This is a genomic window from Burkholderia sp. WSM2230, from assembly GCF_000472445.1.
Taxonomy (GTDB): domain Bacteria; phylum Pseudomonadota; class Gammaproteobacteria; order Burkholderiales; family Burkholderiaceae; genus Paraburkholderia.
This window is the reverse complement of the sequence record NZ_AXAJ01000011.1, coordinates 44,734-65,599: the sequence shown is the minus strand read 5'-3', so window position 1 is coordinate 65,599 and position 20,866 is coordinate 44,734. Positions and strand designations below refer to the sequence as shown.

16 protein-coding genes are annotated in these 20,866 nt (G+C 60.2%); 9 read left to right on the top strand and 7 right to left on the bottom strand.

Annotation, left to right across the window (positions count from 1 at the left end):
• Positions 1–75 precede the first annotated feature (75 nt).
• Positions 76–483: a cupin domain-containing protein gene (locus A3AC_RS0120610; protein WP_025601118.1), complete on the bottom strand. Its 408-nt coding sequence runs from the start codon at positions 481–483 to the stop codon at positions 76–78.
• Between the two features lie 70 nt (positions 484–553).
• Positions 554–1,033, bottom strand: coding sequence for a carboxymuconolactone decarboxylase family protein (locus A3AC_RS0120605; RefSeq protein ID WP_025601117.1), 480 nt, complete (start codon positions 1,031–1,033; stop codon positions 554–556).
• Positions 1,034–1,494: 461 nt separating this feature from the next.
• On the opposite strand from A3AC_RS0120605, the gene A3AC_RS29415 reads away from it, so the two are divergent.
• On the top strand, positions 1,495–1,815 hold the full coding sequence (locus tag A3AC_RS29415) for a hypothetical protein (protein WP_025601115.1): 321 nt from the start codon (positions 1,495–1,497) through the stop codon (positions 1,813–1,815).
• A gap of 192 nt (positions 1,816–2,007) precedes the next feature.
• On the top strand, positions 2,008–2,982 hold the full coding sequence (locus A3AC_RS0120590) for an FkbM family methyltransferase (RefSeq protein WP_232231975.1): 975 nt from the start codon (positions 2,008–2,010) through the stop codon (positions 2,980–2,982).
• A gap of 89 nt (positions 2,983–3,071) precedes the next feature.
• Here A3AC_RS0120590 and A3AC_RS0120585 read toward each other — a convergent pair whose 3' ends face one another.
• A complete protein-coding gene (locus A3AC_RS0120585; protein WP_232231974.1) occupies positions 3,072–4,226 on the bottom strand; it encodes a hypothetical protein in 1,155 nt (384 codons plus the stop codon).
• A gap of 809 nt (positions 4,227–5,035) precedes the next feature.
• Between A3AC_RS0120585 and A3AC_RS0120575 the strand changes: the two genes are divergently transcribed.
• Positions 5,036–6,601 carry a hypothetical protein gene (locus tag A3AC_RS0120575; protein WP_025601112.1) on the top strand — a complete coding sequence of 522 codons (1,566 nt, stop codon included), beginning with the start codon at positions 5,036–5,038 and terminating at the stop codon, positions 6,599–6,601.
• Between the two features lie 335 nt (positions 6,602–6,936).
• Positions 6,937–7,569 carry an FMN-binding negative transcriptional regulator gene (locus tag A3AC_RS0120570; protein WP_025601111.1) on the top strand — a complete coding sequence of 211 codons (633 nt, stop codon included), beginning with the start codon at positions 6,937–6,939 and terminating at the stop codon, positions 7,567–7,569.
• A gap of 73 nt (positions 7,570–7,642) precedes the next feature.
• On the opposite strand, the gene A3AC_RS0120565 is transcribed toward A3AC_RS0120570, so the two are convergent.
• Positions 7,643–9,943: a hypothetical protein gene (locus A3AC_RS0120565; protein ID WP_025601110.1), complete on the bottom strand. Its 2,301-nt coding sequence runs from the start codon at positions 9,941–9,943 to the stop codon at positions 7,643–7,645.
• A 996-nt stretch (positions 9,944–10,939) separates the two neighbouring features.
• Between A3AC_RS0120565 and A3AC_RS31095 the strand changes: the two genes are divergently transcribed.
• Both A3AC_RS31095 and A3AC_RS0120555 read left to right on the top strand, forming a co-directional pair.
• Positions 10,940–11,569, top strand: coding sequence for a hypothetical protein (locus A3AC_RS31095; RefSeq protein WP_084515529.1), 630 nt, complete (start codon positions 10,940–10,942; stop codon positions 11,567–11,569).
• Positions 11,570–11,846: 277 nt separating this feature from the next.
• Positions 11,847–12,734: a hypothetical protein gene (locus tag A3AC_RS0120555; RefSeq protein ID WP_232231973.1), complete on the top strand. Its 888-nt coding sequence runs from the start codon at positions 11,847–11,849 to the stop codon at positions 12,732–12,734.
• A gap of 18 nt (positions 12,735–12,752) precedes the next feature.
• Here the strand turns inward: A3AC_RS0120555 and A3AC_RS0120550 are convergent, their stop codons facing one another.
• Together A3AC_RS0120550 and A3AC_RS0120545 are read right to left on the bottom strand one after the other, a co-directional pair.
• Positions 12,753–13,826 (bottom strand): glycosyltransferase family 4 protein, encoded by a 1,074-nt coding sequence (locus A3AC_RS0120550; protein ID WP_025601107.1) that lies wholly within the window; start codon positions 13,824–13,826, stop codon positions 12,753–12,755.
• Positions 13,826–15,079, bottom strand: coding sequence for an oligosaccharide flippase family protein (locus tag A3AC_RS0120545; protein ID WP_025601106.1), 1,254 nt, complete (start codon positions 15,077–15,079; stop codon positions 13,826–13,828). Before A3AC_RS0120545 ends, A3AC_RS0120550 begins: the two co-directional genes overlap by 1 nt.
• Before the next feature lie 368 nt (positions 15,080–15,447).
• Between A3AC_RS0120545 and A3AC_RS0120540 the strand changes: the two genes are divergently transcribed.
• Entirely contained in the window at positions 15,448–16,650 is a 1,203-nt protein-coding gene (locus A3AC_RS0120540) for a glycosyltransferase (RefSeq protein ID WP_025601105.1), read from the top strand.
• A 77-nt stretch (positions 16,651–16,727) separates the two neighbouring features.
• Here A3AC_RS0120540 and A3AC_RS0120535 read toward each other — a convergent pair whose 3' ends face one another.
• Entirely contained in the window at positions 16,728–17,876 is a 1,149-nt protein-coding gene (locus A3AC_RS0120535; protein WP_025601104.1) for an acyltransferase family protein, read from the bottom strand.
• Between the two features lie 283 nt (positions 17,877–18,159).
• On the opposite strand from A3AC_RS0120535, the gene A3AC_RS0120525 reads away from it, so the two are divergent.
• Both A3AC_RS0120525 and A3AC_RS0120520 read left to right on the top strand, forming a co-directional pair.
• On the top strand, positions 18,160–19,602 hold the full coding sequence (locus A3AC_RS0120525; protein WP_025601103.1) for a hypothetical protein: 1,443 nt from the start codon (positions 18,160–18,162) through the stop codon (positions 19,600–19,602).
• Positions 19,599–20,816: a glycosyltransferase gene (locus tag A3AC_RS0120520; RefSeq protein ID WP_025601102.1), complete on the top strand. Its 1,218-nt coding sequence runs from the start codon at positions 19,599–19,601 to the stop codon at positions 20,814–20,816. Before A3AC_RS0120525 ends, A3AC_RS0120520 begins: the two co-directional genes overlap by 4 nt.
• The last annotated feature ends 50 nt before the right edge of the window (positions 20,817–20,866 follow it).

Genomic DNA, 20,866 nt, shown 5'->3' with positions numbered 1-20,866 from the left:
GTTTGCGGACGGTGCATTGCGATTAGCGTCGTTCGTTTGTGCATCAGAGTCAAAAGCGTCGCGGCATCAACGCGCTTACTTCTCGGGCACGAGAACGGGCGCACCCTTGTCCTTCAAAAGGAGCACGATGAACTTCGCGGGTCGGGTCTGGCTCGCGTTCCGCCCGACCGTGTGCACATCGTTCGGACCTTCATAGAAGGTCTGCCCGGGCGTCAGAGTCACTTCCTTGCCGCCCTTCACCTGCATCACGATGGATCCCTCAAGCACATAGACGAACGCATGTGCGTGATGCCGATGCACGGGATCGACAGCACCGGGTGGATAGGTCACGCTGATCATCAACGCTTCCTTGCCGGGATAATCGTCAAGCGGCCTCGTCGTCAGCGGGGTCACGATGGCTTCGGGCGCCGCCGCGCGCGCCGCGCCCGTAAGCCCGCTTGCGACGACGAGCGTGGCGATTACGGCGGTCTTCAGTCTGAACATGATGTGCCTCCAATAACGCGTCCCGCACGCGCGGGACGAAGCCTGAAGAAGAACAGCAGAACTCGACGATTCAGGAAAGATTCGCCTTGTCGAGGCCGAATGCCTTGTCCGCCGAACCCGGAACAGTCCTGAATGCGACGTTCGCGCGGTTCCAGGCATTGATGGCCATCACCTCGTATGTGAGATCGGACAGTTCTTTCTCGGAGAACTGCGTACGCACACGTTCGTAGATGTCGTCGGCTACACCGTGCCCGGCAAGCTTCGTCAACGCTTCCGTCCACGCGAGTGCAGCGCGCTCGCGCGGCGCGAACAGTGTCGACTCGCGCCAGATCGCGACATGATGCAGACGCAGCTCGCGCTCGCCGTGTATGCGTGCTTCCTTCACGTGCATATCGACGCAAAAGGCACAGCCGTTGATCTGCGACGCGCGGATCGACACGAGGTCACGGATCGATTCTTCAATTGCACTCTCTTTCAGTTGATTGCTAAGGTCCAGCAACTTCTTGAACAACTCGGGCGACTGCTGAATGTAGTTGATGCGTTGAGTCATTGTCTTCTCCGGATTAACACTTGCGCTCGAGCAGTGTCGTTAGCGGCAACACGCCGTACGAAATCATCGTAGGCGGACGCGGCCTGGTCCGGTAGCCCTGCAAACGGGACCACGGTGTTGTCCCTTAGGCACCAATCAAACGCACACACGTTCGACGTCCGTAATAATCGCGAGAAGATCGGGAAGAACGCTTCTGCCTTGCATGAAGAACAGCAATCGAAGCCCGGCTCTGAATGTCACAATCAAGAGCTGTGAAACGTCTTGTGGGAGGAGCTGCGCGGACAACAGTTGCGCCGCAGTCCAGAATTGGATGCCTGGCCTCAGAGGGGTAAGATACCGTGATAACCATCCGTTCGCGAGTTCCCCCATGCCGGGCAAGCAGGCGTCGTGCGTCAGTCTTACGGAGCAACTCGCCATAGTCATAAAAGCGGCAATTGATACCGGCCGCAACAGTCGGTCGAGTGAAGCCGTCGCCGGCAGACTGTGCCTGCGGCAACACCAGTTCAGACAACATACCCCGGCGGCGAGGCCCGTCGACAGCACGCAATCAAAGCCCCGGGCGTCACGAACACATCGACGCGGCCATTCTCGATGTCGATCTGAACGGTGAGAAGTCCTACTCCGTCGCGGACGCGCTGGCGTCGCGGCACATCCGCTTCATCTTTGCCACCGGCTACGGCACAGACGCGGTCGACGATCCCTACCGTCACTATCCGCGCTGCCAGAAGCCGTTCGACCATCAGATGCTGTTCAGGACACTGATGTCACGCGGTATTAGGTAGCCGTTGCGGTTAGCGTCGGCGCTGTTGTGGCCAGAGCCGAAGTATTTGATCGACCTGCAAAGACGACGACCTCTTTCAAAGCAAGCTTAACAATGGCGCTCCGCAAAGAGTGGCCGATTTCGTTGATGCCTTTGCCGAAAGCGCGGAGACGTGACGCACGCCGTGAAACAGCGCTGCGGTATGCTCTTTCCCATGAAGAAACTCATACTCTCCGCAACAGGCGCCGTAACCTCGATGCTTCCGCTGAGGCTCCGGCATGCCATGGCGAAGTCGCTTCTCGAAGATAGCTCGCTTGCAAGGGAGTATGGCTATCTTTATCTCTCCAGTCTTTCGCGCAAGCTCAACGTGGTGCGGTTCTCGGCAGAGGGGCAGTACGGCACGATGGTTAGCAGCTCGAATGATCTGAGCATCCTGCGGAAATATGCCGAAACCGGGCGCTGGGCACCCGAACTGGCAGACAAGCTCACCAAGTTCTTTGGCGATTCTGCCGGGACCTATCTCGACATCGGTGCGAACATCGGCATGACGACCATTCCGATCGCACAGTACAACGAGCGCGTGAAGTGTTACGCGTTCGAGCCCGAGCCGGTCAATTACCGGAACCTGCAGCGCAACATCGCTGAAAACTGCCCGTCATCCAATATAGAAACTTTCCAGCTCGCACTCCACGAACGCGAAGAAGTGTTGCCCTTTGAAATTGCCGACGGCAACCTGGGTGATCATCGCCTTCACGTTGAAACCCGTCTTCCGGCAAAGCAGAATGAGCTGGGGCGCAAGGTCATCGAGGTGCGCTGCATGAGGCTGGACGATCTTTCACTTCAATTGGATGGGCCAGTCTTCGTCAAAATCGACACCCAAGGTGCGGAGCCCTACGTCATTGCGGGCGGCAGGAATACGCTTGCAAAAGCCGATGCGATCCTTGTGGAATGGTCGCCGTATCATATGGCGCGGCTAGGCGGCGATCCCAATGTCGTGCTGCAGTTTCTCGAAACCCATTTTACTCACGGCCGGATCGAAGAGACCGACGCCAATGCGGGAAAGCAAGGCGTGACGGAGTCAATGACAGCCATCACGGCGCGCTTGCGGAACACAATTACCCAGTGGCGCGACAATCCACAGAATTACGTGGACATCTATGCCACCAGGATGCCACCCAGCGCTGAGTGACAAAGCAGAGCTTGCCGCCAACAGTTCTGGCCTCTCGCGAGCGAATTCGAGTTACCGAACCAGCGGCGAGCGCCTGCTCATAAGCTCGCTCACTCGGTCACTGGTTTTTCAACTGCGTTCGCGTGCCCCCCGACAGTCTCGAGGAACGTTCCGTAATGCCGGCAGCAGGCTTTCCAGCCGAACTCGTCGAGCGCCTTGCGATGGCTCGCATTGTTGGCAACCGCATGCCAGGACTTGTTGACCGATTGGAGTATTGCGGGGAGTTCGCTGACGTCATCGAAAAGAATCACATTATTGAACTTTCTCGCTGCCCACTTCATGAAGGGTGTGGAGCGGGCAATCAGTACCGGTACTAGTCCAATAGCCTCGAAAAAGGCGCCGCTCACCAGCATGGAGTCGGCCGCGTGCGGGAGGATCAGCACGTCGCTGTCCGCGATGCTTTGCGCGAACTCTGCGTCGGTGAGAAACCTGGATTCGAGGCGCACCACGTCTCGCAGCGATCTTCTATTGATGATCTCGTTCAGCGTGGCCAGATAAGCGTCGGTGCCGTGTCCCGCTATATGTAACTTGCAATCGGCCGGCCAAAGATCGAGTACTGCATCGATCTGCTTATACGGGCGAATTACGCCGAGCATCGTATACAGCGGCGCCGATCTTTCCGCTTTTTCATGGCGCGGCGGATGCCCCGGCGCATCCCAATACAACGGATGAGGCAAGTACTGTGCGCGGAATGGCTCCTGAAAATCCGGCGCGTGCACCACGCGAAAGTCTGCAATACGCCGCACGAACGCGATGATGCGCATCGACAGGCGCCTGTTGAACCCAACGGTGTCGTGCACCGCCTGATCGTGCACGAAGTACACCACCTTGGCGCGCCCGATCAGAATCAGCGCGCAATAGAAGGCGAAAATCAACGAGCCGATTACGCTCAGTCGCGCGGTGCCTTTCTGTCGGCTGAATGGCCGGTACTCGAGCCAATGGAACACGAGTACATTCTCAGGCTTGAAGAGGTCGGCAAAGCCACCGTTGAGCAAGCCCTTGATCGACAGTGGTGCAACATCGTAGCCGACCGACCTGTACAGATCTTTTTGAATCTCTATATAGCGGTTCGTGGGATTGGTGAAAGGACACATCAGCACGCGTGGGCGCACCCCTTTTGCTTCGTTATTTCCATGCACGCCACGGGCCTCTTGAATAATCTGCGACATTCGACAATCTCCGGTCAGACCGCACCTGCGGAACAACGAGCTGAAGCGTTATTCCGACGCGGTGAGTACTCGTCGTGATAACCGCGCTCGGCGAATATCGAGTGATTTGGAACCTGCATTCTTCAGTCCAGCTTAGCACGCAGGAAACGGCCGCGTATGGCCGAAATCACCTGAAAACGCGCCAATCTTGGCCAACTCCAGTCGCCGCAATGTCCGAAAGTGTTGACCGTTGAGGCGACACTCCGGGAGCCGTGACGAACACCCGCCGCCTTCAAACCGATTGCGCGAAAGCGGAAAAAATGACCCGTGTTTCTTGGGGTCAAAGTGAAAAAAATGCGGGCGGTACACTCCCATACCATAAGGAGATAGTGCGATTCCTTCGGCGTTCGAGCGTTGATCGGAAACGATCTTGCTTTCTGGCGGAAAATCACTAATTTTCATTTGGCGCAGCGCATCTAGCGGGTAAGATCTACCCCGTTCCGAGTGCCAGCCCGCAATATTTACGTAGTAGCGCGCTTCCTCGAACAAACGTTTGCGGGGCCTGGAGGTCATCCGGTCCCGGCAACCGAGTCAGTTGATTCCACTGTTGACCAAGCCCTTGACGCAAGCGTCGGCTCGAGCGTTGACCGCCCGCGCGTGCTTGTCGAATTGGCTTGTTCGATTCAGCGGCATTGACCGTTTCTGCAACACCCAGCTTAAACGCCCGAACAGCACTCGGATTTCCTGGACCATCAGTAGTGCCAATAAAAAATAACGTTTTCTGGTTTCGCAAAATCAATAACCCACATAAGAACCCACATCCTGGACTTTATTCGGGGATTTTCTCGATAGCGGAATAATTCACAATGTTGAAAAGACGACAATTTATTGGTGCACTGACAGCGCTGGGCGGCAGTGTGGTGTTGAGCGCATGCGGCGGCGGCGGCGGCACGGAAGAGTCAAGCGCGACGACTTCCATTTCAGGGGCCCAGAAGACCACCGCAAACGCAAAGACTGCTTCTGCGAACGGTACGGCGATGCCCCCGGCAACGTCCCTGATCGACGGCGCGGGCGCGACCTGGACGCTTTCTGGCGGCGTCGCCTATCGCAACGGTGCGAAGGCCGGCAACAACTACAACGTGGTTCTCGCGCTGTGTTTCAACGGCAACATCTACGTTGAGAACACGAGCGGCCAGTTCTACCAGTGGACTGGATCGACGTGGCAGGCTTCGAGCGATCCACGCCTCGGCACCACTTCGCCGGACGGCACCACCATGCCTTCCGCCTCCAGCATCATCGACAAGACGGGCGCCGTTTGGACGCTCACCAATGGCGTCATCTCGCGAAACGGCGCTGTGGTGGGTATCAACTACGACGTGACGCTGGTGCTCTGGTACGGCGGCAAGATCTATTGCCGCAATACGAGCGGACAGTTCTATGCCAATGCAGAGGTCTCCGCACAATGGCTGCCGTGCAGCGATCCGCGCACGCCCGTCGCGGCAAGCGCTGGCAGCTTCTTCGGCATAAACGGACACTTCGACTACACGTACACGCCCTCGCAGGTCGTCTCGATCCTGAAGGGTCTCGGTTGCACGAGCTACCGTGTCGGCTGCTCAGCCGACCCTGCTCAACTCAATGCCGTGGTCAAGCTTGCGCAGGCATTCCAATCGGCTGGCATGACGCTGCTCGTGCTGGTGAACCTGGGTCTTCGCGACAGCAGCGGCAATCTACTGGCGGGCGAGTCCGCCGCCTACAACGCCTGTTATGGGCCGGCCTTCACAATCGCCAATACGCTGAAACCTTACGGCGTGACGTTCTATGAATGCGGCAACGAGTTGACGCGCGACCGGGCGATCATTATCGATTCGACCAACGCGGGCACCAAGGCACTCGACTTCAACAATGCAAACTGGCCGATCATGCGTGGCGCGATGCGCGGCATGATCGACGGCGTGAAGGCGGCTCAGCCCGGCGCGAAATGCGGGATCAACTTCTGCGTCGCCGATGTCGGCGCGTCCGACGCGCTGTGGGACGGCATGCAGCCCGACGGCAGCGGTGGTTACCCGAAGGTGCGCTGGGACATCACGACGTGGCACAACTACGAAGTGTATGGCAACATTTTCGACATCGGCACGGACGGCGCGGGTCCCGGCATCGACCTGCCTACCTATTGCAAGGCCAGATACGGCGTGCCGTTCTTTATTACGGAATGGAATACCGGCCCGGAACAGACGCAGACGTATCGGGCGAATTACATCACGTCGCAACTCGGCTCGTTCTATGCGGCACGCAAGACGCACAACATCCAGTCCGTCATGTACTACGTGCTCGATAGCGGCAACAACACGTTTGGCATTATGACGAACGGTACTGCACTGAATCCGCCGTACGGTGCATTCACCACATTTACGTCGAGCCACGCGGACACCTGATCCGGCGAATACCCGCATTTGCATTCGAATCTGGCCTCCCGCTGCGTTACAGCGGGAGGCCATTTTTTTTGCCAGCCATACGAGTTCCGTCTTTTTGCGCCGCGGCTTTATGCCTGAGTGCATGGCGTCACTAATCACTCGAGCAAGACGCCGCGCCGCCGCCTCCATTTGTGCACGACTGAACCCGCCGAATCCAAGTACCAGCCAAGCGCGGGGATGTCCAATACGCGCGCGGCTCGCGCCATAATTCTGGCCCAATAAAAGTGATCGGAACTGGCTCTACAGAATAAACCAATTCCGGCGCACACTGCAGGCAGAAACCCATTGGAGCATTCATGTACGTACCGGCCCATTTCAACGAAGCTCGCACAGACGTCCTACATGCGCTTATCGCGCAGAACCCGTTCGGCACGCTGATTACACATGGCGCGAGCGGACTCGACGCGAATCACATTCCTTTTGAACTCGCACCCAACGAAGGCGAGCTTGGCGTGCTGCATGCGCATGTGGCGCGAAACAACCCGGTTTGGCAGGACGTCGCGAATGGCGACGAAGTGCTCGTGGTCTTTCATGCCGGCGACGCATACATTTCGCCGACCTGGTATCCCAGCAAACACGAATCGCACAGGCAGGTACCGACATGGAATTACGTCGTGGCGCATGCGCATGGGCGCATCACGATTCGCGACGACGAGAAATATGTGCGCGGTGTAGTGGCACGCCTCACGCGCACGCACGAAGCCGCTCTGCCGCAGCCTTGGAAAATGGGGGACGCGCCGGCTGAGTACATTGAAGCGATGCTCAAAGCAATTGTCGGCGTGGAGATTGGCATTACCCGGCTCGTCGGCAAACGCAAACTCGGCCAGAACAAGGACGCGCGCGATATTCAGGGCGCAGGAGAAGCGCTGAAGGCACGCGAGAACCCGATCGGCGATCAGATGCTCGCGTGCGCTGCACTGAAGCAATGAAGAACACAACATTGGGCCGGTATCTGCGAGCGCAGTTGACGCCACAGGATACCGGCAGGTGCTTAGGTGAAAGTTACTGTCCCGTGTAGCCCAGTGGAACGGTGGAATTGTTCTTCGCCACCGTGGCGTTGTTTGACACGATGTACTGAGGGACCTCGGTGAGCGTCAGCGTGACAGCGCCGTTGCTGTACGCAATCGTACTGACGTTGCCGTATCCATCGATTTTCGTCACATTCCCCGACGTGCCCGCGCCGTCGACCTGGAGCGTGTAGCTCGTCGAGTAGGTCTGGCTGTACACGCCGCCGCTCGTCGGCCATTGCGCGTTGCTATGCGTCCACGCGGCCGTCACGACCTTGCCGTTGCCGAGTTGCTGGAACGCATACGCAAACGTACCGGATGGTGTGCCCTTTACGCGGCCAAGCGTATTGGTGCCGTCGAGCACGCGTGTCATCGTCGCGAAAGCCATCGCCTCTGGCTTCGGCGAGAGGTTTGACGCACCAAACGCTCCTTGCGCGTTGTTCAGATCGAAGAACGACCCATATCCAACTTCGCCGGGATAGTCGGGGCCATAGAACAGCGTGGTGACCTGTGCGCCGCCGCCAAGCACGATGATGTGCGCGCGCACGCCGACTGCCGCGTGAGCAAACAACTGGTTCTGCGACGGAACCGTCGGACCATAACTGAGTCCGGGATCGTAGCTCGTGCCCGCTTCCGTGAAGAACAGCTTCATGTTGGGCTTGCCTGCCTGCATCACCGAACGTAGTTGCGTCATCTGATTGTCGAGCGCATTCGCCTGGTTCGCCGGATCGGGATCGGCGTCCTGCAATTCCGGCGGATGCGCGGGATAGGTGCCGGCATTCCAGTAGCCATGCGTCGACACGGCGTCGATGTAATTCCACAGACCTAGTGCGCCGAACTTCTTCAGATAGCCCGTCGTGCAGGTGTCGCAATTCGCCGCGAACGGGTTGCCGGTGCCCATCACGATCGCGTTCGGATCCGTCGAGTGAATGCCTTCGTAAGCGGCCTTGTACATCGCGACGAAATTCGCGTCGCTGTCCGCCCAGCCGAGGCTCGGCTCCCACGTCACCTGATAATAGTTCTTCTGCTGGTTGGGATAGTTAGCACCACGAATCACGCTCGTATCGGTTCCGACTCTCGCCATGAAGTCCTTGAATTCCGTCAAGTTCGACGGCGCGTAATAGCTGTCGTTGAACTGCCCCGTCTTCGAATCCCAGGCGGGCAGGCCGTCGAGACGCACAATGCGCATCTGATCCGGATTGGCCTTGTAGAACGGATCAAGATCGTTCACGCTCGGGGTGTAGCTGTAGGGACCGTTCGGCTCCATCGCAGACACCTGGCGGTCGTCGATCGTCCACGAAATGCCGAGCGCGCGCAGCGCCGCGATATTGCCGTTGAATCCCTGCATGCCAAAGCGATGCTGGTCCTGATGCGCATAGGTCACCGTGCCGAGCGCCGGGCTCAGGTCGGGCAGCACGCCGAAGGTTGCGATGCCCGTTGGCCGCGTACCGCTTCTCGGCAGCGTGCCACCGGCGGAGCGCAATGTCGCGGTCAGCGCGCCGTAGCCAGCCCACGTCGACTTGCACGACAGCGTACTCGTCTGTAGGCCCGATTTCACCGCGAAGCTGCCCTGCGTTTTGATCGCTCCATTCGAGTCCGCCACGGACCAGACGACGGTGTCGGCGCCCGGCGCGTTCGTCGTGATGGCAATCTTGAACGCGGTGTTGTTCGGGAACACGCGCAGACCATCGTTGCTCGGCGTGTCGGCGCTGATGACGCCATTGGCTGTGCCGCCCGCGATTTGCGTCGGCGCGGCGCAGGAAATGGCGGCGCTGGGGGTAGCGGACGGGGTAGCGGACGGGGAAGGAGACGGTGTAGGCGTCGGGGTTGGCGTGGGCGTGGGCGTGGGCGTGGGCGTGGGCGTGGGCGCAGGCGCAGGCGCGGGTGCAGGTGCAGGTGCAGGTGCAGGTGCAGGTGCGGGTGCGGGTGCGGGTGCGGGTGCGGGTGCGGGTGCAGGCGCTGGCGCAGGTGCAGGCGCCGCTACCGCGCGCATCCAGCACGCCTTGTCGTAACCGAACGCCGGATCCGTCTGCGAAACGGCGCCCATATAGCAGCCGACACCGTTGTTGAACGTGGCGGGACTCGTCAGCATCGTCGACGGGGCATTCGGCGGCACCGCTCCGAATACTACGGAAGCCGTGCCAAGAAACGAGCACTTGCCGTTCTCCTGCGCGCACAACTTGTATTGCTGCCCCGCGACCGTGATCGTGCTGGCCTGCGCCTGTGCATTTTGCACGCCGAAGGATGCCAGAGCCGTTGTGGCGGCAATCCCCATCAACCTCGAATATCTAACCATTGTCCCTGTCTTTGCGAAAAAAGTTATCCCCGAGAATGAGCGGCATTGGACGATGCCCGGCCGTCTTTTATGTTGTCGGATGAAAAAGCAAAAGGGTGCCCCCGGACGCAACGAGGTCCGTTAGAAGATGTCAAACGCGGGGCAAGCGAAGACCAGCGCGGCAATGTGTTCCGCGCTCCTTTCGAAACAGAACTACGAGAACCGCTTGTCTTTCGTTGTGCTTCCAATCATCAGGATGACTAACTGCTAATGAAAGCCAGTATTCTTTCCGTCATCTGTCAATGATCCTGGTTCCGGGATACCGTCTGTCACGCGCGACGCAAACTGGCGGCAGACATCAAGCGGGCGGCAAGAAAACCCCGATCTGTCGATCAGCGCGGTTCTTACCATACTGCGCGGCGTCCCGAAGGCGCCGACATGGAAATCTTGCTGAAGCTCATTGCGACCCGAACGCCACAGGTATTACTTACTTGGCGCGCTGGCGGAGGAATTATAAACGTTTCATAAGTGCAACGAAGCGGTGGTCGAAGGCGATAAGTAGCGATTCCGACCGTACTCCAGCTGAAGAGGCCAGCGTTTTCGCAAATCTGCGGCTCTGCGCAACACCTGTCTCGCGACGGCGGCGAAAACGTAAGGCATGTATTCGTCGGCGGATAAGCCAATTGGGGACGCGCCATAGCGCGCCGCGCACGCCGTTTTCCGCCATGGATACAAGCGCTATCCACTGCGCCAAGCACCCTTTGCGTCAAGACCTGTGTAATGCAAGCATCACGATTACGTGCCAACGTCGACGCCACATGGCCTGATTGGACTGCACGATGGCGTTTTCGCGCGTTATACAACGCACTGATTTCGTGCGCCCGAGTGGTAGTCTGAGGAGAGCAGTCTTCGCGGCAGCCAGCCGCCGTTTTTTGGCGGCAAGATGGAAGCAACCAGAAAGCACCGCGAAGCATAATTGCCGGCGAACGGCTCAACATCGCTGCGGGAGCGACTGCGATGGGATACAAAACCTACACCCTGATGACCTTGATGGCAGTTAGCAATGCGGCCTTCGCGTGGCAGCCGCTGGTCTACCCGGTTCGAAGTCAAAGCGCGTATCAACGCAGCATCGACAGTGCGATGTGCTACGCGACTGCGAACAAGCAGACCAAGATCAACATCGCACGCGAACCTCAAACGCCACCGCCCAAACCCGCCGGAACCAAAACGTCGTCGACTGGTGCGCCTTCCCGTCCGCCTTTGCCTCCCAGCACTTTCTCTCATGCGCCGGGTGGTCCCGCGCTCCCCGACGGCATGGCGCCGGCCGCGCCCAGTTCAGCTTCCGCAGTGAAACCAGGCACTGCCACTGCGGGCAATGCCGCCTCTGCGACGCCTGCCGCTCCGGCAAGCGACACGCCAACTGCAACCGCGAGGGCCGGGCACGCGGCATCTGCCGCAGCGCCGGCCTCCGCGGCAATCGCGGAAAAGGCTGCCTCTGAGCCGGCTACGATTGCAAGCGCACCCGGAGCTTCGCAGCCCGGCACCGCCGCGCTGCCGCCGCTGCCTGCGCCGGAGCCGCCCATGACACGCTATTGGGCCGCCTACGGTGCATGCATGCAGGCGCGCGGCTACGTTGTCGCACAATAGCCGAGCACCGCAAGCGTGACTTGCGGCGGCCCGCACGCCGGCTGACGCAAGTTGACTCACCGCCTCTGCAACCTCGCGATCAAACAACAACATGAATACAGACCACAACAATAGTTTGGAATGCGAATCGTGCGGAGCGCCGCTCGGCACCCGCACGATGCCATGCCCTTCATGTCGTGCTCGCAGCGTCCCTTCGTTTGGGGCGATGGTGCCGACCTTGACGGTGCGGCTCAACGACGCTCGCCCCTTGCGTGCACGCCGCGTGCGGGCTCGAAGAATGTGGAGCCCCTCGCGTGAGTTGGCAAACCCGTATGCGACCATCGAAGAGCCGCTGGTCGTCCAGAGTGCTCATCAACGCCTGCGCGTGCCGCTTGCGTTGGCCGCGTCCGCGCTGGTCGTGGCGTCGACGGTGTATATGGGCTTCATACACAACGGCGACAGTGATGCGGAAAGCGAGCCTGTCGGTGTGTCGGGCGCAATCAAGCAGCAAAACATGGTGCCGCCGGCGATAGCTACAATGCGTCCCGCAACTGCATCGCCGGTGCGGTCCACGGTCGTCGCCGCGGCCGCGGCTCCGCGTGAGCAGACATCTACGCCACCGACATCGTCGACGACATCCGCGTCCACACAACCGGCATCGTCGCCATTGGCCGCTCGGCGCGCTGTTTCGGCTATATCCTCCAGCTCCGCCGCAGCGCCTGCTTCCTCGAACGCCGCAACCGTGTCGGCGCAAGCAAAGCGCAACCCCGGCGCGGCGGCACCGCTGACCGCGGAAGAAAAAGCGCGGGCCGATCTGTCGCGGCACCTGCGTGCCGCGCGCGCGAGTCTTCAGAACAACAACTTGTTCGCGACGAAGACGCGCCTCGCCGCGGCGATGGCCGTGCAACCACAAAGCCGTGAAGCACAGAACCTGCGCGCGGTCGTCAACACGCGCGAACAGCAGCGCGAGGCACTGCTGAGCCTCGCACGAGGCTGCGGCAGCATTGCGCGTTGGGATTGTGTAGCACGCAACGCGAGCAGCGCGCTCGAGATAGATTCAAGCAGCAAAGAAGCACGGCATCTCGTCACGCTCGCAATGCAGGAGTCGGCGCTTGCAACTGCGGAAGCGGTAGCGCGCGAGCCGGAACCAGCGCCGGATACACGCGACGTCAACGCTCATCATTGATCTCGCGGTATATAGCGTCTAACGTGCCGATACCGCCGGGCACACCTGCCGCGCAATCGCGCGATATCGCTCGGCCGTGTCTCTGAGCGTGAGCCCGGCAAGCGATCTTTGCACACGCTGCTGGCTCAGCGCCGTGACGATGGCCTCGGCGTAGCGGCCCGAATTGTCAGTATCGACCAGTTGCACGCCTGGAAAGCCATTGGCAAATGCGAACGCCGGTATGCGGCTCGCGACAATCGGCACACCGGATGCCAACGCCTCGAGAAATGCCACACTGTGTCCTTCCGAGCGCGACGGCATGACAAATACGTTCGATTCCGATAGCACCGTCGCGACGTCGCTGCGCGGACCGGCCACCAGGACGCGCTCTGCAATGTTCAGTTCCGTTGCAAGCGCAACGACCGCGCGCTGATAGTCAGGGTCTTCCACCACGCCGTACAGTACGAGTTGCGCGTCTCCGACGTGCGTGAGTACCTCGCTGAAAGCCTGCACCGTGAGCAGTTGATTCTTCACCGACGCGTATCGGCCAATCTGCACGATCTGCGGCACGCTGCTCGCACGTTGGCCGCCGTCAGTGAATGCGAAGCGCGCGAGGTCGACGCCATTCGGCACGACCGTCATGGACGGATGCACGCCGATTGCCTCTATGTAGTCCCTCACGCCTTGCTGCGATACGCCGATCACCACACTCGCGCGCCCCGACAGAAGATGTTCGACGCGCCTGAAAAGCGGGCGCTCGAAGTCGTTGGTCGCCGAATGCATCACATAGACCACCGGCGCGCCAAGCGGCAACGCCCGCGCATAAAACGACGGAATCGTGGCATGCGCGAAGATGACGTCGGGGCGAAACCGCCGCACGGCGACAAACAGATTCCACAGCTTGCCCAGTGTGTGATGCCGCTGTTTCGGGAACCAGCACTGCACGCCGTGCTCATGCAATTCGTCGGCGAGCGCGGCGAAATCGGCATGCGCGGGCAACAGCGATGCCACGCACACAGCCATTCCTTCGGCGCACTGATCGAGCGCGAGGTCTTTTGCGAGCACTTCGGCACCGGACAAACGCGGCGCCAGCACGAGATGGAAGACACGCATCATGCCGTCCTTGCCGTCAAGGTTCTATAGAGCATCCACGCCGCGGCGCAGCCGAGGCCCAGCGTCATCGACCATGCGATACCTGTCACGCCCCACCAGCGAACCGCGAGCGGCGCGCTGACGAGCAGCACTACTACCTGAATCGCGGACGCATGCACGGTCGCCCTGGCGTCGCCGATTGCGCGCAGATACGACACGAGCACCGCAATCAACGCCCCGATTGCCATATTGATCACAAGTATCCTGAAGAGCGGCACCGCGGGCAGCCAGGCCGCGCCCAGAATCAGTGAGAACAGCGGTTGCGCAATCAGCCGCAGCACTTCGACAAAAGCAGCAAGTCCGATCGCGGCCACGAGCAGATAGACCTTGATCAACCTGGAAGCCGCCTGTGCGCTACGGCGATGATGCGCGGCAAAAGTCGGAAAGAGGTATTGCGACATTGCGATTGCGGCATCGGCGAGCAGCATCTGCGCGAGGCGCGACGACATCTGATAGCCGCCGAGTTGCGTCGGGCCGAGCAATTTGCCGACCACCACCTTGTCGAACTGGTTCAGCAGCAGGTTGATTACGCTGCTCGCCCAGATCCATCGACTGAAGCCGACATACTGGCTGATGCCCGACCACACCGCGCGCACGGGCGGCCGCGGCTTCATCGTGGCCCACGTCAGCGTGCTTTTCAATGTTTCCCCGGCGACGAGCCCGATCAGCACCGAAGCCGCACCGGCACCGAGATAAGCGAGCGCAAGTCCGGCTGCGCAATCGACGAAGGCAGCCGCCACTTCCACGCCCGCAATATGCTGGAAGCGCCTCTCGCGCTGCACCACGTAATAAGCCGGCGATGCCAACCCGCGCAACAGCGGCAGTACCGCCGCGAGCTGAATCAGCACGAGCGAGCCGTCGAGATGAAACTGACTCGAAAGCAACGGCGCGAGCGCGACCAGCAGCAATGAAATCAGCACGCCGCGCGCAGTGAGCGTGGTCCATACCGCGCCGAGCTGCGAGCGCGTAGGCGCATGCTCGCCCTGAATGACGGCCTGCGCGAGTCCCGTGTCGGACAGCGCCTCGGCAATCGCGACCGCGAGCAAAGCCACGCTCACGCTGCCGATTGCCTCTGGTCCGAGCATGCGGCCAATCGCAAGAAACTTGATCGCCACCAGTCCACGCACCGCGAACTGTTGCAATAACACCCACGTCGCCGCGCTCGCCCCGAAGCTGCTCGCTATCGAGAACGCGGGAAGCCTGATTGCCCGCAAGTGATTCTCCGTCGAATTGCAGCGCCGTTCAGCAGTTCACCCAGCTTTTTGTCACTCGCTGTAGATGCCGCCGCGGCTGATTGGATAGGTTGCGCCAGCAAGCTGGCAATGGCTCATCTGGAACCGTAAGCATGACCTTACCGCGAGAGATTCGCCGTCAACCGCCATCAACCAGGCCGCTTCGGCCGAAGCCCTTGCGCGGTAGTTCGTTTACCCACACAACGCGCGAATCAGACGGTTTCGCCGTGGCGGGGCGGTGCTAACGTTATTCATCTGACTGCGCGGCAGAGCCCGCGGCTCGGGCTATTGTGTCTCTGCCGGCTGACCCGCTCATGCAAACCGTCAACCCTGCACGCTCGTTTCCGCTTATGCCTACCGACTTGATCGAACCTGAGTTTGTCCTGATCGTTGAGCCCAATCTGACGGGTCACCGCTGGCGCTACGCGGAGTGGATCATGCAGGCCTGCGCGGATGCCGGCTATCCGTGCATTCTCGTCACCGAATGCGCCAATGAAGATCACCGGCTCGCGCGTCGCATCACCGCCGCCAATCGCGCCGATCAGCAGATCGCTTTCGTCGATGCGGAGGAAAGCCGGACCCACCGTTTGCGCGAACGCAATCAGTACTGGCGTTTTCACCACTACTTTGAACGCGCCTATCGGCTTCTGAGCCGCATGCAGTCAATCCGGCTGGTTGTAGTGCCCTATGCCGACTACTTCTTCAATGGACTGCCTTTTCTCGGTTCTCCATTCGGCAAGACACCATGGATCGGCATTACGATGCGCTCCACGTTTCATCACCACAAGGTCGGCATCAAGGCCCCCGATCGGCCAGTCGTCAACGCGATCAAGGCGCAGTTGTTCAGGCGCGCGATCCGCACGCCAGGTCTGCGCACCTTGTTGAGCATCGATCCCACCTTGCCCGAATGGGCGGCGCTCAATGCATCGAAAGGCAGTGCAAAGGTCGCCTATGTGGCCGACCCTTTTCCCGACGAGCGCGCGGAAGACCCGGCGCTTGCTCGCGAGCGCCTCGGCCTCGATCCCGCAGAGCGTTATCTGCTGGTGTACGGCGCGATCACCGAACGCAAGGGCATCTACGAACTGGTTCACGCGATGACTCGCCTCGAGCATGCGCCGACGCTGATCGTGGCCGGCGAACAGGATGAGAGCACCCGGCACTTCATGCGCAATCATGTGCGCAGCCTCAAGCCCGCACCTGTGGTGCTCGACTCGTTCATTTCCAACGATATGGAGCGCGACCTGTTTTCCGCATGCGATGCGGTGTGGCTCGGCTACAAAGGTCATTACGGCATGAGCGGCGTACTGGTGCAGGCTTACCGCTTCGGCAAGCCGGTAATCGCAACGGAAGACGGCCTGATCGGCTGGTTCAGTAGACGCTGCGAATTGGGACCGATTCTGAGCGACCTGAGCTCGGCGTCGATAGGCAAGGCTATTTCCGAGGCAATGAGCTCATGGCCTCATGCGCACGCGGAGGCTTCCTCACGCGACAATCTGCTTTCACAAAACACGCTCGGCGAATTCAAGCAAACCTTGCTGCAACAGATGGCGTAATTCGAAAGCCTCCAGCATGAAGCGGTGCGACGTGCGCCGGCTTAAAGGCCGGGCACGTCACACGTCATGCGCATTGTTCAGGACAACTGCCCGCCTGCGACCGGCACTTCTTCCCGCACGGAACTGCTGCGCTTCTCAGGGAACAGCGCATTGCGCATCAGCAGGAACGGGTATTCGATTGCGCGCGTGGTCACATAGCCGATTGTGATGGCAATGGCGAACTGCGCAGCGAGCGCAACTACCCAGATGACACCCGGCGCCAAACCAAGCGCTGTCGCCTTGCGAATCAGCATGTCGCCCGGAGCAAGTGCGAGCGAGTGCCACAAGTAAATACCGTACGAATAGAGGCCCACCCACGCGACGCCACGATAAATCCACGTCGTGCGCAGCGACCCCGAGTACTCCAGCACCAGCACGATAAGCGCGGCAAAACCGAGCGCCTGAATCGTATAGCCGATACTTTCGTCGAGGGCGATGTTCTTCGTGGCGAACGCCAGCCACGCGCACAGCAACACGATACTGCCGATCAACAGCCACTTGCGCTTCGCGATCTGATGATAGATGCCGGGCTTCATCCAATAAATTGCCGAGAGAATCACGCCGATCAGCAAGCTGTCGATACGGTACTGCGTGTAAGCGAACGCGCCTTCCAGATTGCCGCCCGCAACCGCAAAACAACGCGCTATGAGCGTTACCGCACAGATGCCGGAAAGCACGCCGACAATCGTCCATGCGCCGAGCCGCCAGCGTGAGAAAAGCAATAAAAGCGCCGGCAGTACCAGATAAAAATGTTCTTCTACCGCAAGACTCCATGTCTGCGTGATCGAGGTGCCGAGATAATTCTGCAAGTGCGTGAGGTTCTGAAATACAAACGTATTCCACGGATGCCGCCCAGCCAGAACATGAAACACGATGAGTACGTAATACGCGGGCCAGATACGGAACATGCGTCGCACAATGAAGCGGCGCGCGTCGACGTGGCCTGTCTCCGCGTATTGCCGCAGCAGCAGTCCGCCTACCAGAAAGCCGCTTAGCGTGAAGAATAGATTGACGCCCTCTCGGCCAAAGTTCTTGAGCGGGTACTCGATTATCTGAATGACAACGTTGCCCGTATGAACAGCATGAAAGTGAAAGCCCATTACCGCAATGATCGCGATGCCGCGAACGAAATCCAGCTCGATCGCCCGGCCGGCTTTTGCGGGTCCCGGCCCGCCAAATAGCTTCATGTTGTTCTCCCCATTTCCGTTTTTTTCGGACACCTTTAACCTGTTTCATCTTCGGCGGCAGGGTGCATACACGAGCGCCAAGATCAAGGCATTCACCGACAACATTGAAGAGCTTGCGTGCGTCTTGCAGGCATAGCCCTTTCCACTGTCGCCAGAATCCAGGCAGCCGGAGACGAACCGCATCACGCGCTGTGCACGAGCACAAAGTTGCGCTCACAATGATCCGACGCGAGACCGTCCGCTATAGACGACGGCAAATGACGGCGACGGGGAGGAAACAAGAATGCGCCATCAGTATGCAACGCCATGGATATGGATGTTCCTGCTACCGCTTGCGGTGGACTATAAGGCCACCAACGCGACCACAGGGCACTTCGCCCAGTTCATTTTCGTCGTTCCGGCAGTGGCAGCTGGACTCGCCCTTCTGCTCATCGCACCGCGCTTTCACGAGCGCTCCCGGCTTCGCTCAATCATCACCGCAAGCATGTTGTTGTGCGTGTTCGGCAGCGTCGTCCCGCAACTGATTCAGGACAACGACAGCGGCAACTATCTGCGCGTGCTGCTGCCGTTCGTGCTCTTTCTGCTGGGCTATCTGGTTGCGTGCCGGCCGTGGAGCGAGCAGCGAATCGCTCACTTCGAAAGGGCTCTGTTCGCGGGCAATGTCATTAGCCTCGTATTTACTTTCGTGTACGGCATTGCAACGGGCGGTGGTCTCGAAGACGTACGCTTCCGGATCATCTCGGTCACACTGCTCGGATTGCAAGGCGTGCTGCTGCACGAATTCGTCGTCGCCAAGCGCTACACGCCATACACGGTAGCCGTGTTCGCCGCCACGGTCATTGTGGAATTGCTGAGCGTGACTCGCAGTCTGCTGGTCGGCACCGTGCTGCTGTTCCTGATCGCAATGGCGCTGAGCGCGCCGTCGATACGGCAGATCTGGCGCGCTATCGCTCGCGGCGTCGTGGTGGCCACGGTGCTGGCGGGCGTGGCGGGCATCGCGATACTGGCCGTTCCGAATGTCGCTGAGCACTGGTCGCAACGCATTTTCTTCTCGGAAGCAACCGTTTCGGGCAAGGATCCGACCACCATCACGCGTCTTGCCGAAATGCGCGATCAGTACGACCAGGTGACGGCAACGCCGCAAACGCTGCTGTTCGGCGCAGGCTACGGACACTACTATCGTTACTCGCCGGACTATTTGCCCGATCTTGCGGGCCAATTCAGCAAGCAGGATTTCTACGCGATCAACGAATGGGCCGCGGGTCACAACTTCTGGGTCTACCAGTTCTTCGCGGGCGGGCTCGTGTTCGGCATTGCCATGCCGCTTGCGACGCTCGGCGCGCTCGCGCTGTGCTTCTTCTCATATCGCTACTGGCGCAAGGTCGTGCCCGATGCGCCCATGCTGCCGGTGCTCGGACGCGCGATCATGCTGTTCGCCGCGTTGCCCGCCACATCGATTGGCGGCAACCCTCTCGGGCCACGCTTCTCGGGCCTCGTATTCGGTATTGGGCTGGGTCTTATGATCGCCACCTTCACGCGTTTGCAGCGTGCGCTGCCGGCACGCGCAAACCGCGTGCGGGCGGCCCGCCATATGCGGCCCGCCGCGACGCCGGACTTGCCCGGACGTATCCAACCCGGCATGGGCCGTGCGGATCTTGCCAGCACGCTCGGCATGTCGCATACGGCACGACTGCCGGGTTCCAACCGGGCGGACATTGCGCAATGAAAATCCTCCACGTCCTTGCAAGCGTCGACCCGCGCGCGGGTGGTCCTGTTGAAGGCGTTCGCCGCAGCGGCGTAGCCATGCAGAATGCCGGGCATGAGATCGAAGTCGCGACCTGTGATTCTCCGGACGACGCCTATCTCGCGACTTTTCCGTTTCCTGTTCATGCATTCGGCCCGACCTCGAATCGCTACAGCTATAGCGCGTATCTCGCGCCATGGCTCGCCAGTCACGCGAGGCGTTTTGACGCTGTCGTCGTACACGGCTTGTGGCAATACCATGGTTTCGCAACATGGAAAGCGCTGCACGGCAGCGACGTGCTGTATTACGTGTACGCGCACGGCATGCTCGACCCGTGGTTCAAGGAAGCGTATCCGCTCAAGCACCTGAAGAAATGGCTTTACTGGCCGTGGGCCGAGTATCGCGTGTTGCGCGACGCGCGCGCTGTGATCTTCACGACGGAAGAAGAACGCACGCGAGCACGTCAATCGTTCTGGCTCTATCGCGCACGCGAGCGTATCGTGCCGTTCGGGACTACCGTTCCGGAGGTGGATGTAGCATCGGTACGCGAAGCGTTCTTGCAGGCAGTGCCTGCAGCACGCGGCAAACGTGTCGTGCTGTTTCTCGGCCGGGTGCATCCGAAAAAAGGCTGCGACCTGCTGATCGATGCATTCGCGCGCGTGGCCCAACGCGACCCGGCGCTGCATCTCGTGATTGCCGGGCCCGATGAAACCGGCTGGGTTACAAGCTTGCGGGCTCAGGCGCAAGCGGCTGGAATCGTTCATCGCCTGAGCCTGCCCGGCATGCTGCAAGGCGATTTGAAGTGGGGCGCCTTCCATGCAAGCGATGTGTTCGCGCTGCCATCGCATCAGGAGAACTTCGGCGTCGCGGTAGCGGAGGCGCTGGGCTGTGGGCTGCCCGCGCTGATCTCCGATAAGGTCAACGTTTGGCGCGAAATCGAAGAGGACGGCGCTGGACTCGTGGCGCCCGATACCGTCGAGGGCACGGAGCGGAGTCTCGTCCGCTGGCTTGAGTTCGACGACGCCGCTCGCGAAGCCATGCGCGTGCAGGCCGCGCGCACGTTCAATGCGCGCTTTCGCGTAGAGACGATGGTGAGCGTGTTGACGAGCTTGCTGGAAACGAAGGGCGGCCAGCACGCCGGCCTAAAGAACGACACGCTCTCCAGCTTGCGCGAGGCTGCCCAGCCGGGCCGCTGAACTGCCATAAAAGAACACGGCGCTCGTATGAGCGCCGTGCCAATTCGTAG